This is a genomic window from Kribbella sp. CA-253562, assembly GCF_050942265.1.
In the GTDB taxonomy this organism is placed as follows: domain Bacteria; phylum Actinomycetota; class Actinomycetes; order Propionibacteriales; family Kribbellaceae; genus Kribbella.
Genome location: NZ_CP192049.1, coordinates 1,458,416 through 1,471,769 on the forward strand (window position 1 = coordinate 1,458,416; position 13,354 = coordinate 1,471,769).

Below are 13,354 nucleotides of genomic sequence, written 5' to 3' on the forward strand. Positions count from 1 at the left end.
GGTCTGTCCGTCGTGCAGCTCCACGTCCTGACTGGTCGAGGAAGCCGAATGATTTGGCCGCCGAGGCGAGCAGGTCCGCTCTCGTGATGACCGGTTCAGAAGTCAAGACCCGGGACTCCTCTCGAACGTGCCCCACCGCTCGAACAGCTCGGTGTCGCCGCTGGTCGCCGTTGTTTCCAGGTTATCGAAGCGACTCGGTCGGCGGGGCCGATCTGCACCACCGACCAACCTTCGCCGGCGAGGGCGTGTGGAGGCGGCGCACGCCTGCGGACGTGTGCCCGAGGCGGGGTTGATCGGTGGTGGAGGTCGGCCCCGGGTGGCGGTGGCTGGGTGGGTGGCTGAGGATGGGCGGCATGCGAGCGATTGTGGTCGAGCGGTTCGGGGTGGTGCCTGCGGTGCGGGAGGTGGCGGAGCCGGAGGTTTCTGCTGGTGGGGTGGTGTTGAAGGTCGAGGCGACGGGGTTGTGTCGCAGTGACTGGCACGGGTGGCAGGGGCATGACTCGGACATCGTGCTGCCGCACGTGCCCGGTCATGAGCTGGCGGGGACGATCGCGGCGGTCGGCGACGGGGTGACCGGGTGGGAGATCGGTGATCGGGTGACGACGCCGTTCATCTGCGCGTGTGGGGAGTGCGAGCAGTGCCGGGAGGGCAACCAGCAGGTGTGCCCGAATCAACTGCAACCTGGGTTCAACTACTGGGGATCGTTCGCGGAGTACGTCGCACTGCCGTTCGCGCAGGTGAATCTGGTGCGGCTGCCGGACGAGATGAGTTTCGACACCGCGGCAGGGCTGGGGTGCCGGTTCGCGACCTCGTTCCGGGCGGTGCACCAGGTGGGCAAGGTGCGGGCCGGCGAGGACGTCGTGGTGTTCGGGTGCGGAGGCGTGGGATTGTCGGCGGTGATGATCGCGGCCGCGCTCGGCGCCCGGGTCGTTGCCGTGGACACCAATCCGGGGGCGCTGGAGCTGGCCCGGAAGTACGGCGCCGCGGACACCGTGCAGGCTGGACCGACAGCGGTCGAGGAGCTCCGCGACCTGACCGGCGGCGGCGCCCGCGTGACGATGGACGCGCTGGGGTCCAACGCGATCGTCCACCAGGCGCTCGCCGTCCTTCGGCCGCGGGGTAGGCATCTGCAGGTCGGGCTGCTGCCGTCCGGCGTACAGCTCGACGTGTCCCGCCTGATCGGCCAGGAACTCCAGTGGCTCGGCAGTCACGGCATGGCCGCGCACACCTATCCGGAGATGCTCGACCTGGTGGCGTCCGGCGTACTGAGGCCGCAGGACCTGATCACCCGGACGATCACCCTGGACGACGTACCGGCGGCGCTCGACGAGCTGACCACCGGTACGCCGGCCGGGGTGACGGTTATCCAGCCACCTGCTCGACGTCCCTGACGCCCCGCAGCGCCAAGTACGCCGGCAGCGGCGACGCGGCCAGCAGGCCGAGCGCGACCGCCAAGGTCACGCGCGGACCGGCGTACTCACCCAGGACGCCGCCGAGCAGCCCGCCGAGCGGGAACAACGCCATGATCGCGAACCGCGTGGTCGCGTTCACCCGGCCGAGCAGGTGGTCCGGGCACAGCCGCTGCCGCAGGCTCACCGACGTGATGGCGTAGACGATCTGCCCGAACTCGCCGGCGCCGGTGCCGATCAGGATGACCAGTGCGATCAACCACACCGGCCAGTCCGCGCTGGTGAGCGGAGCCAGCGCCCCGAACGGGCCGACGACCAGCGGTGCCAGCCAGATGATCCGCGCCGACCCGAACCGCCGGGCCAGCCGGGGAGTCGTCGCCGCGCCCAGCACCACGGTCAGCGAGCCGCCGGCCAGGACCAGGCCGACCAGCGTGGGGGTCAGTCCGAGGTCGCGGATCAGAAAGATCATCGTCACCGCCGAGGCGAGCGCGAAGGCGAAGTTGCCGAGCGCGCTGGTCAGCACGAGCGCGGCCAGGGTGCGGGTTCGCCAGACGAACGACAGGCCTTCGCGGATCTGCACCCGCATCGAGTCCTTCGTACGGCGAGGTGCGGCTTCCGGCGTCCGGATGCCGAGCAGGCAGACGGCGGAGACGGCGAACGTGACGGCCTGCACCAGTACGACGTTCGCCGCGCCGATCAGCGCGACGAGCCAGCCGCCCAGACCCGGGCCGACCACCTGACCGGACGCGCGGATCGCTTCCAGGCTGGAGTTTCCGGCCAGCACCTGGTCCTTGCCGACCACCGTCGGCAGGTAGCTCTGGTAGCCGACGTCGAAGAACACCCGCGCGAAACCGGTCAGCAGACTGACCACGATCAGCTGCGCGACAGTGAGCACGCCGGCCCAGGCGGCGACCGGGATGGTTGCCAAGAGCAAGCACCGGATCAGGTCCGAAGCGACCAGCACCGGGCGGCGCCGCCAGCGGTCGACCCAGGCGCCCGCGGGCAGGCCGATCAGGGCGAAGGCGAGGGTGCTCGACGCACTCAGCAGGCCCAGCTCGAAGGGTGAGGCGTCGAGGGTGAGAACCGCCAGCAGCGGGATGGCGACGCCGCTGACCTGGGCGCCCAACTGGCTGGTGGTCTGTCCGGCGAGCAGCAGCCGGAAATCGTGATGCCGTAACACGAGCAACTCCAAGAACTCGGTGGGATCGGACCCCACTCTCCAGCTCTCGGAAAATTCGTCGCTAGGGGTGGGGCACGTTACCGGAGTTGGAAACCCGCGGCAAGTCAGGCGTCCTTCGGCAGGCGGTCGAGCAGGGTCTTCAGCATCTGCCGGGTGGTGGCGAAGTAGCTGTTCTCGTGGTTCAGGGCACGGTGGAACGCGGCGAGCTCGGCGCTGGTGATCGTGCTCGAGAAGGTGCTGATCTCGGTCAGGTCGAGGCGGCGGTTGAACAGGTGCACGGTGTCGCGCCAGCGGTGCAGCAGCCCGACCAGCTCGGCGTCGCGGTGCAGGCCGAGGGCTCCGGAGACGAGCGCGAGGTCGACGGCCGAGACGACCAGACGGGGGTAGACCTGGCGGTGGCTGGGTGGGGTGGGTGAGAAGCGTTCGTCGGCGAGCAGGCGGGTGTTCTCCTGCAGTTCGTCGGCGACCGCGCGGAGCACCTCGCTGCGGCGTTCGGCGGCGGCGGTCAGGCGCTCGACGAAGATGCCGGTCAGGCCGGCGATCAGCGTGAGCGAGTTGACCGCCGGTTCCCAGCGACTGTTGTCGGGCCGGAAGAACCAGATCACCCCGAGCACGAACGCGACCGCCAGCAGCCCGTAGCTGATCACCGACACCACCGTGCGCCGGTACGCCGCCCAGGTGCCCTGCCGCGCCGCCGCGGGAAGGACCCGGCTCAGCTTGCGCAACCGCCCGAGCACTCGCAGCCGGGCGGTGGCGATCTGGCGCTCGGGCGGGGTGAGGCCGGGGCGGTCCGGGGCGGGTCCGCCGGAATCGCCGGCGAGAGGGTCAGCTTCGCGAGGCTTCGCCGCGCCGGGGCGGTCCGGCGTACCGGGTGGTGGGGTGCTCATTTCCAGATGGCGTCGGCCAGCGTGCTGACGGCGTCAGGGGCCGAGCCGGGGGCGAGCAGCAGCAGGTCGAGGCCGAACGGACTGGGCCTGCGGGTGTGGCGGAACCGCGAGCGCACGTGCTTGACCGGGGTCAGCTCGCACTCCGACGTGAGCTTCTTCAGCCGCTCGGTGGAAAACTTGCGGGTCGTGTAGAGCAGGATCGTGTCGCCGCGTTCCAGCACGACGTCGGTGTGGTCGGGCAGGCCCATCACGATCGGGTCGGGGGAGTTGTTCTGCCAGACGATCTTCACCAGCAGCGCGTCGTCGTCCTCGATCTCGCCGCGGAAGTCGAGATGCTCGTTGTCGATCCGCAGGTCGGTGTTGTACCGCAGGGCGCTGGTGACGAACTCCGCGAACGCCCGGGTCTGGTGGTACTCCTCGGCGGCTTCCTTCGCGGTCTGCTCGTTCAGCGCGTCGGTGCTGGCGACCTCGAGCAGCAGCCGGTCCTGCGGGCGCAGCACCCGGGTGATGGTCTGCAACTGCTCGAGATCGCTCTCGAAGTTGGCGAGTGTGTTGCCGGTCAGGCCGTACAGGATCGGCTCGTCGCCGATCAGCTTGGCCAGCATCTGGCCGAGCTCGGTCATGTTGTCGCCGAGCGAGAAGTCGAGCTGGACCGGCAGCACCTGCGACATCGGGAAGCCCGCGCCGCGGACCGGCTCGACCTGGCCCAGCCGTAGCATCTCCGAGCTCATGTCGACCGGGATGTAGAACATGTCCGGGTTGTAGCGGTGCAGGTCGGCCAGGATCGTGCGGTCCTTGACGCCGGTCCCGACGCCGAGGCTGACGAAGTGGAAACCACCGTGGTCGACGTGCGGCCGGATCTGCCGCCAGTGCCGCAGGAACGACTCGGCGCCGGCCTTCATCACCAGGTAGAACGGGTCGTTGGTCGCGTTCGCCCAGGCGATCGTCGGGCCGATGCCCCAGTAGGAGAAGCCGGACGCGATCTGCTTGCCGTCGCCGGTCGTCGAGTACGGACCGCGCAGGTCGCCGGTCAGCGTGGCCAGCTTGTCGGTCTGGTCCTCGCCGACCAGCAGCAACGACCAGGCGAAGTCGTCGTCGGCCAGGGCCTTCTCGAGCTTCCTGATCACGTGCACCGGCTCGCTCACCGCGGCAACCCCTCCCAAAGGCGTGGGCCGTCAGGTTATCGGTTGCCGCCGACCACCGCAGGCCTGGAAACCCGCTCCCGCGTCGCGGACGCCGGGGTCAGACCGGGGTGACCGCGTCGGCCTCGCGGCCCTTCGGACCGTCGACGACCTCGAACTCGACCTGCTGCCCGTCCTCGAGCGTCTTGTAGCCGTCGGAGACGATCCGGCTCCAGTGGACGAACACGTCGTCCTGTCCCTCGACCGCCAGGAACCCGTAACCCTTGTCGGCGTTGAACCACTTCACGGTGCCGCGCACCATTGGAAACTCCCGTGCCCCTCAACGGGACCCGCTGCACTCGGGTCCCTCCGGTGCCCGTCGGCCGGAGTCCGGCCGTGCCGAGCGGTCCACCAGACTAGCCGAAGCCGCCCGCGTACGCCGGACCGGTCCGCGTTGCGCCGCTTCGCCGTACGCCGAGCCAGTCGGCGTCGCGCCGGTCACCGCACGACGGGCTCGACCCGCCTCGACCGGGCCAGAGCGCGCGCGACACCAGCCACTGCCAGCGCGGCCGCGACGAGCACCGCACTGCACCACAACGGCGCCCGATCGCCCGCCACCTCGATGCCGAATCCACCCGCCACCGGCCCCACCACGGCGCCGACGTTGAGCGCGGCAGTGGCCAGACCGCCTGCCAGCACAGGCGACTCGGCCGCGGCGTACAGCGCGAGCGAGATCAACGCCGACCCCACCGCGAACGACAGCAGGCCTTGCAGGAAGACCAGTCCGATCGCGAACCCGATCACCTGCGCAGTCGCGGCGAACACGCACCACCCGAGCAGCAGCGCACACCCGGCGGCAACCAGTACGCCGTGCGCCCGCCGGTCGGCGTACCGGCCGGCGAGGGTGACACCGGCGAACGAGCCCAGGCCGAAGAGCGCCAGCAGGGCAGGGATCCACGAGCGATCGAGCCCGGTGACGCCGGTCAGGATCGGAGCCAGATAGGTGAAGGTGCAGAAGGTTGCCCCGTTCACCAATGCGCCGAGCAGCAGCAGGACGACCAGGCGCCGCGTCGGCCGGAGCCGCGTTAGGGGCGGCTGACTTGTGCCGGCCCGGGGAAGGGATCGGAGGATGGCCAGCAAAGCAGGCAAGCAGATCAACGCGACCGCCCAGAACGCCGAACGCCAGCCGAAGTGTTGCCCGAGCCAAGCCCCGGCCGGTACGCCGGCGATGCAGGCGAGCGTCGTACCGGCCAGCAGTACGGCGGTCGCACGGCCCTTGGCGTCGGCGGAAACCAGCGTGGTCGCGGTGGCGAGCGCGACGGCAAGGAACCCCGCATTGGACAGCGCGGCAAGCAGCCGGGTGATCAGCAGAACGGTGAAGTCGTCGGAGAGCGCGCCGACGACGTGGGCGAGCAGGAAGACGGTCAGTGTCGACAGCAACGTCGTACGCCGGGGCCAGCGGCGGCCGAGCACGGCGATCGCCGGCGCGCCGACGACCATGCCGAGCGCGAACGCCGAGGTGAGCCAGCCCGCGGCCGGGATCGAGACGGCCAGATCGGTGGCGATCTCCGGCGTGAGGCCGGACAGCATGAACTCCGAGGTCGCCTGGGCGAACACGGCCAGAGCGAGCAGGTACAGCAGGAAAGGCATCGAGAACTCCGCACCACGAGAGCGATGGACGCGGCGGAGCAGCAGGTGTCACCGCCGCGCGAGGAAAGTCATCGCCGACGGCCCGGAAAGGCTGTGGATCGAAGCAGCGCAGCCACCGAGCGGTCGGTGGCTAGCCTCTGTCGGCCTCGGGGGTGGACACGCCCCGAAGCCTAGAAGTGCCGGTCGCGCAACGGCAAAGCATTAACTCCGGCGCGAGGCGGCCAGGCCGACCGCGCCGGCGACGACCAGGAGGATCGCGGCGGTGAAGCCGAGGTCGTCGGTCTGCACCAGGCCCTGGTCGTTGAGCAGGTAGATGGTCGCGGCGCCGGTCAGCACGGTGCCGGTGATGACACCGGGCACGTCCGCCTTCGTTTTCCTCATCCGCGCTCCACCGTGATGCTGCCGAGCTTGAGCTGTACGTCGAGCGCGAGCTTGCTGGGTCCGGCCTTGCCGTCCGCGCCGAGGTCGTTCAGCGTGACGTTCGCGTCGTGACCGCCTTCGCGCTGCGCCAGGCCGACCACCTCGCCGGTCTGCGCGCTCAGCGTACCGGTGAGGTCGACGTCGGCCGGCACCTTCAGCACGACCTCACCGACGCCACCGTCGATGGTGATCTTCGCGCCGGGCGCGAACGTCGTCTTGGTCAGGTCGAGCTTCACCGCGCCGGCGTCGAACGTGTAGTTGTTGCTGGTCGAGGTGACCGGGTGGTCCGGCGTCGCGACCACGTTGACGTCCTTGAAGTCGCGCGGCATGTTCGGGAAGACCGTGCTGACCGCGACGCCGGCCGCCAGCAGGATGCCGAGCGGCAGCAGCGCCATGGTCCGGCCGACGAAGCCGCCGATCAGCATTCCGGCGCCGAGCGTGGCCACCCCGATCGCGAGGATGGCGGGCGTTCCCGCACCGGCCAGCCAGGCGATGCCGATCGCGAGCCCGGTCAGCGCGACCACGGCGGACTTCACCCCGCGCATGCCCTTGACCGGCGGTTCGCTGACCCGCGTCGCGGCCGGGGCGGCGGGCGGCTCGTCGACGTACAGACCGAGGGGGTCGTCCTCGGTCCACACCGGCTGGACCGATTCGACGGTGCGGTCCTGAGGTCGCCGGGGGGCCGAGGACGACGGACCCGCCGGGGGAGGTGGCGGGCCGTTCGGGGGAGTCTGCTGGCCGACGTACTGGGAGGTCTGCGGCGTGGTCTGCCCGTACGGCGCGGTCCCGTACGCCGTGGAGCCGGGCTGCTGCGGTGCGGCCGGGCCGGTGTCCTGCGGCCGGTTCATGCCGTGCATGCCCATGCCGGTGTGGGACCAGTGCGAGGAGCCGTTCTTCGGCTTGCGGCGGAACACGAACAGCCAGAGCAGTCCGAGCACCACCAGCGGGCCGGGGATCAGCTTGCCGGAGTCGAACGACGACATCACCACGATCGCGACGAACACGCAGAAGCCGAGCACCACCGGCCACAGCCACGGGTGGTTGGTCGGGACGCGGTTGCCGAGCAGGCCTTCGACGGGCGCCTTGTCGGAGCCCTCGTCCGGCATCAGGATCCAGCCGGCCGCGTAGAACAGGATGCCCGGACCGCTGAGGACCAGCACCGCCATCACGACGCGGACCAGCACCGGGTCGACGTTCAGCGCGCGGGCCATGCCGCCGCACACGCCGGCCACCATCCGGTCGCTCCTGCTCCGGCGCCAGCTCTGCACGTTGTGCAGCTGGTTGCGATCGAAGCCGCTCGGGTTCTGCTCCATGACATCGATAGTGTCCCGCGCGGGGCGCCGGCGGCATCGGGGATCCCCCTGCGCCGACCCCTGGAACTCCCCGCCCTGAGGCCGTCGTGAGCGGTCGGCTCCGGGTTGTCCCCGAGCCGACCCTGAGCGCGTGGGCCCGTCGTTGAGGTGGCGGCCGGGGACAAGCCTGCTGGTGTCGGCCCGGTCCACATGTGACGATCGTGGGGATGAGCCAACCAGCCGCTGCCGCGCCGACGGGCGGATCCCCGGGTTCCGGGGCTCCCTCCGCGCCGCCGCACGGCCAGAACCAGCCCGGCCACGGCAGCGACCAGCCCATCGGCGCCGCCGCTGGGATGCACGGCGGTCACGCCGGTGCGGGGAATTTCGGTCACGCGCAGGCGGGTCCGGGCTCCGTCGGTACGCCGGGTGGGCCGGCAGGATTCGGTACGGCGTACGGGCCGGGCGCGGCGGGATCGGGCGCGGGCTACGGGCCTGGTCCGGCGGGTCCGCCTTACGGGCCGGGTACCGCGGGTTCGTCGTACGGGCCGGGCACACCGCCGCCGTACGGGCCCGGCACACCGCCGCCGTACGGGCCGCCGCCGGCGAGTGAAGCGCCGCCGGTGCGCCGGGCCTACCGGCGCTCGGACGGACGCGTCGTCAGCGGCGTCGCCGGCGGTATCGCCGACCACCTCAACGTGTCGGACGTCGCCGTACGGCTGGTGTTCATCGGCGCGACGGTGTTCGGCGGGTTCGGCGTACTGATCTACGCGGCGCTCTGGTTCCTGATGCCGCTCGCCGCGCCGGCTGTTCCGTCCGCGCCGGGCCTCGCCGCGGCGACGCGGCAGAACATGCGGTCCGACCAGGTCCCGCCGCCGGTCAGCGAAGCCAGATCCCGCCGCCGGGAGAAGAACCGCGGTCAGGTGATCGCGCTGGTGGTCGTCGCCGCCGGCGTACTGCTGCTCCTGCAGGCCGCCGGGCTCGGGATCGCGGGCAAGATGTTCTGGCCGCTGGTCTTCGCCGGCACCGGCCTCGCGCTGATCTGGCGGCAGGCCGACGAGACCCAGAAGGCCGCCTGGACCAACAAGGCACCGACACTCGGCAACCTGCTCGGCAAGGGCGGGATGAAGTCGATCGTCCGGGTCGTGGTCGGTGTGATCCTGCTCGGCACCGCGGTCACCGTGTTCCTGGTGCAGAACGGCCGGCTGTCCCAGGTCGGTGACGTGCTGGTCGCGCTGCTGCTCGCGGTGGTCGGCCTCGGCGTCATCGCCGGCCCGTGGGTGCACCGGCTGAGCCGCGACCTGAACGCCGAGCGCAGCGAACGGATCCGCTCCCAGGAACGCGCCGACATGGCCGCGCACCTGCACGACTCGGTGCTGCAGACGCTGGCCCTGATCCAGAAGCAGGCCTCCGATCCCCGCGCGGTGACCCGGCTGGCCCGGTCCCAGGAGCGCGAGCTGCGGTCGTGGCTGTACGACGAGGACGACAAGACCGACAAGACCCTGGCCGGCGCGGCCAAACGCGCGGCGGCCGAGGTGGAGGACTCCCACGGCGTACCGGTCGAGGTGGTCACGGTCGGCGACTGCGACCTGACCGAGGAGCTGTCGGCGATGGTCCGGGCGGCGCGGGAGTCGATGGTCAACGCGGCCAAGCACTCGGGCGCGGACAAGATCGACGTGTTCGTCGAGGTGGACGGGGACCGGGCCGAGATGTTCGTCCGCGACCGCGGCAAGGGCTTCGACACCGACGGCGTCCCGGAGGACCGGCTGGGACTGCGGCACAGTGTGATGGGCAGGATGGAACGGCACGGCGGCCGCGCGACGGTGCGGTCGAGCCCGGAGACAGGCACCGAAGTGCGACTGGAGATGGACAGATGAGCCTGAGTGAGAGCGGCCGGCGGCGAGTGGTCGTCGTCGACGACCACGACATGTTCCGGGCCGGGGTACGCAGCGAGATCGGCGCGGCGGTGGAGATCGTCGGCGAGGGCGCCGACGTCGACAGCGCGGTGAAGGCGATCGTGGCGACCGAGCCGGACGTGGTCCTGCTCGACGTCCACCTGCCCGGTGGTGGTGGCACCGAGGTGATGAAGCAGGTGCACCAGCGGCACCCGGAGATCAAGTTCCTGGCGCTGTCGGTGTCGGACGCGGCCGAGGACGTGATCGGCGTGATCCGGGCCGGCGCCCGCGGCTACGTCACCAAGAACATCAGCGGCACCGAGCTGGTCGACGCGATCGGCCGGGTCGCCGACGGCGACGCGGTGTTCTCGCCGCGGCTGGCCGGCTTCGTGCTGGACGCGTTCTCCGGGGCGATCGACATCGCGGCGGTGGACGAGGACCTCGACCGGCTGTCGCAGCGCGAGCGCGAGGTACTGCGGCTGATCGCGCGCGGCTACGCGTACAAGGAAGTGGCCCGTGAGCTGTTCATCTCGGTGAAGACCGTCGAGACCCACGTCTCCTCGGTGCTGCGCAAGCTGCAGCTGTCCAACCGGCACGAACTCACCCGCTGGGCCACGGACCGCCGCTTGGTCTGACCCCCGGTCCGGCGGGACCGACCCGGTACGGCGAGTCGCCGGCCGGGGATCTCTAGGGTGTGGGCATGGATTTCCTGCACGACGTGCTCACCCTGCTGCACCTGGTCGGTTTCGCCGCGCTGTTCGGCGGGTTCTTCACCCAGCTGAAGACCCGCGAGCCGGTCGTCAACAACGCGATGCTGCACGGCGCCCTGACCCAACTGGTCACCGGCGTCCTGCTGGTCGGCCTGGCCTCCGGCGTGAAGGACGACGACTTCACCGTCGACAACACCAAGATCGGCGTGAAGCTCGTCGTCGTCCTGGTGATCACGGTCCTGCTGTTCCTGTGGCGCCGCCGCCCGTCGATCACCCGCGGCATGCTGATGACCATCGGCGGCCTCACCCTGCTGAACGCGATCATCGCCGTCTTCTGGCACTGACCTGCCGCCGGTCCGGCCATGCGGACCTCCGTTGTTGTTGAACATCGTTTTCAATTAGCATCGCCGGATCGTCCTCAGGAGGAACCATGGCTGTGCCGAAACGCAAGATGTCTCGCTCCAACACCCGCAGTCGCCGGGCGCAGTGGAAGGCGGCGCCGGTGGATCTGGTGCCGATCACCGTGAACGGACGGCAACTGCGGGTGCCGCGCCGGTTGGTGAAGGCCTACCAGCTCGGGCTGATCGAGTGATCGCGGTCCCGCGGCACCGAACCCACCCGTCGCGCCGGACATACACCGGGCGCAGGTGGGGTACCTCCCGGCCTCAGTGAGCCGAGGTGGGAAGGCGGTCGGAGATGGGACTGCTGGTCTGGAGATGCTTCGTGGCCGCCGTGGGACTGCTCGGACTGGTCGCGGCCGCGATGTTGTGGACGACGTCGTCGCTGATCGGGCTGCCGCTGGTCGGCGGGTTCGTCGCGTCGACGGTGCTGTGGTGCGCTCGCGAGGATCACGACGGTACGCCGGCCGGCCGGAAAACCCGTTTCACGCGGTCGGTCCGGGACGGCTACCTGGTCGCGCTCGGCGTCGTCGCGGTCGGTGGTCTGTGCTCGTTGCTCGGCGTCGCGGGGCTGCTCGTGGCGATGCTGCTCGGCCTGGCCTCGCCGCCGGTTCTTCGCCGGATCGTCGCGCTGGCGAAACGCCTCGGCTGGGGCTCCAGCCCGGTGGACGAACCCAAGGAAGACACCGATCGCGTACGGCAGTTGACGACCGCCGAGCTCTGCAGCGCGTGGATCCTCAGCGGGCAGCAACTCCGGGCGGCATCCTCGTCGGGAGCCCTCCCGCTGGTTCGCCTCCGCCAGCTCTACCTGGACGAACTCGAACGCCGCGATCCCGTCGGCTTCAACGCCTGGCTGGCCTCGACGGCCAGTGCGGCGGGCGATCCGCGCCGCTTCCTGACACCCTGATCCGGCGGGCGCACAGCAGTACGCCGTACCCGGTGGCTGGCGGGTTGAAGACAGGGCACACATGCGCCACTCCGCCGACGCGCGGACGGCTTTGCCGCTGTTATACCGTCGACTGCTATGGAGCGGAATCTCACTGCCGAACAGCTGGCGCTCTTCGAGAAGGAGTTCGCGTCGAACCCGCAGTACCGGGTGATGCAGAACGCCGTCACGGAAACGCCGGTCACCAAGATCGCCCTGGATCGCCAGGTCGTCACCTCGATCGACCACTCGGTGTCGAACCTGCTGGACGACTGGAAGGTGACCAACCAGAAGAAGAGCGGCCGGTGCTGGCTGTTCGCGGGCCTGAACCTGCTCCGGGTCGGCGCCGCCGAGAAGCTCGGCGTGAAGGACTTCGAGTTCTCCCAGAACTACCTGCTGTTCTGGGACAAGTTCGAGCGCGCCAACTTCTTCCTCGAGGCGGTCATCGAGACCACCGACCGCGACGTCGACGACCGGACCGTGGCGCACCTGCTGTCCGACCCGATCGGTGACGGCGGCCAGTGGAACATGTTCGTCGCGCTGGTCCGCAAGCACGGCTTGGTGCCGAAGTCGGCGATGCCGGAGACCGAGAGCTCGTCGGCGACCGCCCAGATGAACGACACCCTGCGCAAGCTGCTCCGCCAGGGTGCTCGCGACCTGCGCACGCTCGGCGACGTCGAGGCCCAGCGCGCCCGCAAGGCCGAGCTGCTGACCACCATCCACCGGGTGCTGAGCATCCACCTGGGCACGCCGCCGCAGAAGTTCCTGTGGCAGTGGAAGGACAGCGACAAGGCCTTCCACCGCGACGGCTGGACGACGCCGGCCGAGTTCGCCGCGGCGTACGTGACGCTGCCGGTCGACGACTACGTCTGCATCGTGCACGACCCGCGCGAGTCCAGCCCGACCGGCAAGACCTTCACCGTCGACTACCTCGGCAACGTGATCGACGCGCCGCCGGTGGTCTACCTGAACGTCGAGATGGACCTGATGAAGCAGCTCGCCCAGGACGCGATCGTCGGTGGCGAGCCGGTCTGGTTCGGCTGCGACGTCGGCAAGCAGATGTCGGCCGACCTCGGCTACTGGGACGCCAAGCTGTACGACTTCGAGGCCGTGTACGACACCGAGTTCACCCTGGACAAGGCCGAGCGGCTGCTGCACCACGAGACGCTGATGACGCACGCGATGCTGTTCACCGGCGTCGACGTGCTCGACGGCAAGCCGCGGCGCTGGCGGGTCGAGAACAGCTGGGGCGACGAGAAGGCCGACAACGGCTTCTGGACGATGAACGACTCGTGGTTCGGCGAGCACGTGTTCGAGATCGCGGTCCGCAAGTCGGCGCTGCCGGCCGAGCTGCAGGCGGCCTTCGACGAGACCCCGATCGTGCTGCCCGCGTGGGACCCGATGGGTGCGCTCGCGGACTGAGCTCCGGTACGACGTGACAGCGGGCCCTGGACCTTGTCCGGGGCCCGC

The 13,354-nt window shown here is 70.2% G+C and carries 14 protein-coding genes; 7 read left to right on the forward strand and 7 right to left on the reverse strand.

All coding sequences use genetic code 11. The annotated features are described in order from the left end of the window. Positions 1 to 353: 353 nt before the first annotated feature. Entirely contained in the window at positions 354 to 1,391 is a 1,038-nt protein-coding gene (locus tag ACQPXM_RS07060; protein WP_432945998.1) for a zinc-binding dehydrogenase, read from the forward strand. On the opposite strand, the gene ACQPXM_RS07065 is transcribed toward ACQPXM_RS07060, so the two are convergent. The 7 genes from ACQPXM_RS07065 to ACQPXM_RS07095 all read right to left on the reverse strand — a co-directional run bounded on the left by ACQPXM_RS07065 (position 1,363) and on the right by ACQPXM_RS07095 (position 7,980). Beyond that, complete coding sequence (locus ACQPXM_RS07065) at positions 1,363 to 2,589, reverse strand: MFS transporter (RefSeq protein ID WP_432946000.1); 1,227 nt, start codon at positions 2,587 to 2,589, stop codon at positions 1,363 to 1,365. The genes ACQPXM_RS07060 and ACQPXM_RS07065 overlap by 29 nt on opposite strands. A 104-nt stretch (positions 2,590 to 2,693) precedes the next feature. Further along, positions 2,694 to 3,476, reverse strand: a complete 783-nt coding sequence (locus ACQPXM_RS07070) for a hypothetical protein (RefSeq protein ID WP_432946002.1) — start codon at positions 3,474 to 3,476, stop codon at positions 2,694 to 2,696. Continuing rightward, positions 3,473 to 4,621 carry an L-histidine N(alpha)-methyltransferase gene (locus tag ACQPXM_RS07075; protein WP_432946003.1) on the reverse strand — a complete coding sequence of 383 codons (1,149 nt, stop codon included), beginning with the start codon at positions 4,619 to 4,621 and terminating at the stop codon, positions 3,473 to 3,475. Before ACQPXM_RS07075 ends, ACQPXM_RS07070 begins: the two co-directional genes overlap by 4 nt. 97 nt (positions 4,622 to 4,718) lie before the next feature. Next, complete coding sequence (locus ACQPXM_RS07080) at positions 4,719 to 4,919, reverse strand: cold shock domain-containing protein (RefSeq protein ID WP_077012502.1); 201 nt, start codon at positions 4,917 to 4,919, stop codon at positions 4,719 to 4,721. 176 nt (positions 4,920 to 5,095) lie between these two features. Next, entirely contained in the window at positions 5,096 to 6,247 is a 1,152-nt protein-coding gene (locus ACQPXM_RS07085) for a Cmx/CmrA family chloramphenicol efflux MFS transporter (protein WP_432946005.1), read from the reverse strand. 201 nt (positions 6,248 to 6,448) lie between these two features. Then, the gene (locus ACQPXM_RS07090) at positions 6,449 to 6,628 is read right to left on the reverse strand and encodes a hypothetical protein (protein WP_432946007.1); all 180 of its coding nucleotides are present in this window, start codon (positions 6,626 to 6,628) and stop codon (positions 6,449 to 6,451) included. Next, positions 6,625 to 7,980 (reverse strand): PspC domain-containing protein, encoded by a 1,356-nt coding sequence (locus tag ACQPXM_RS07095; RefSeq protein WP_432946009.1) that lies wholly within the window; start codon positions 7,978 to 7,980, stop codon positions 6,625 to 6,627. Before ACQPXM_RS07095 ends, ACQPXM_RS07090 begins: the two co-directional genes overlap by 4 nt. A gap of 206 nt (positions 7,981 to 8,186) precedes the next feature. On the opposite strand from ACQPXM_RS07095, the gene ACQPXM_RS07100 reads away from it, so the two are divergent. From ACQPXM_RS07100 to ACQPXM_RS07125, 6 genes are all read left to right on the forward strand, one after another. Further along, positions 8,187 to 9,833, forward strand: coding sequence for an ATP-binding protein (locus ACQPXM_RS07100; protein ID WP_432946011.1), 1,647 nt, complete (start codon positions 8,187 to 8,189; stop codon positions 9,831 to 9,833). Continuing rightward, positions 9,830 to 10,486, forward strand: coding sequence for a response regulator (locus tag ACQPXM_RS07105; RefSeq protein ID WP_077012496.1), 657 nt, complete (start codon positions 9,830 to 9,832; stop codon positions 10,484 to 10,486). Before ACQPXM_RS07100 ends, ACQPXM_RS07105 begins: the two co-directional genes overlap by 4 nt. Positions 10,487 to 10,551: 65 nt before the next feature. Next, entirely contained in the window at positions 10,552 to 10,905 is a 354-nt protein-coding gene (locus ACQPXM_RS07110; protein WP_432946014.1) for a hypothetical protein, read from the forward strand. Between the two features lie 86 nt (positions 10,906 to 10,991). After that, positions 10,992 to 11,153, forward strand: coding sequence for a 50S ribosomal protein L32 (gene rpmF / locus ACQPXM_RS07115; protein WP_077012493.1), 162 nt, complete (start codon positions 10,992 to 10,994; stop codon positions 11,151 to 11,153). A 104-nt stretch (positions 11,154 to 11,257) separates the two neighbouring features. Further along, the gene (locus ACQPXM_RS07120) at positions 11,258 to 11,866 is read left to right on the forward strand and encodes a hypothetical protein (protein WP_432946016.1); all 609 of its coding nucleotides are present in this window, start codon (positions 11,258 to 11,260) and stop codon (positions 11,864 to 11,866) included. A 117-nt stretch (positions 11,867 to 11,983) separates the two neighbouring features. Further along, positions 11,984 to 13,306, forward strand: coding sequence for an aminopeptidase C (locus ACQPXM_RS07125; RefSeq protein ID WP_432946018.1), 1,323 nt, complete (start codon positions 11,984 to 11,986; stop codon positions 13,304 to 13,306). The last annotated feature ends 48 nt before the right edge of the window (positions 13,307 to 13,354 follow it).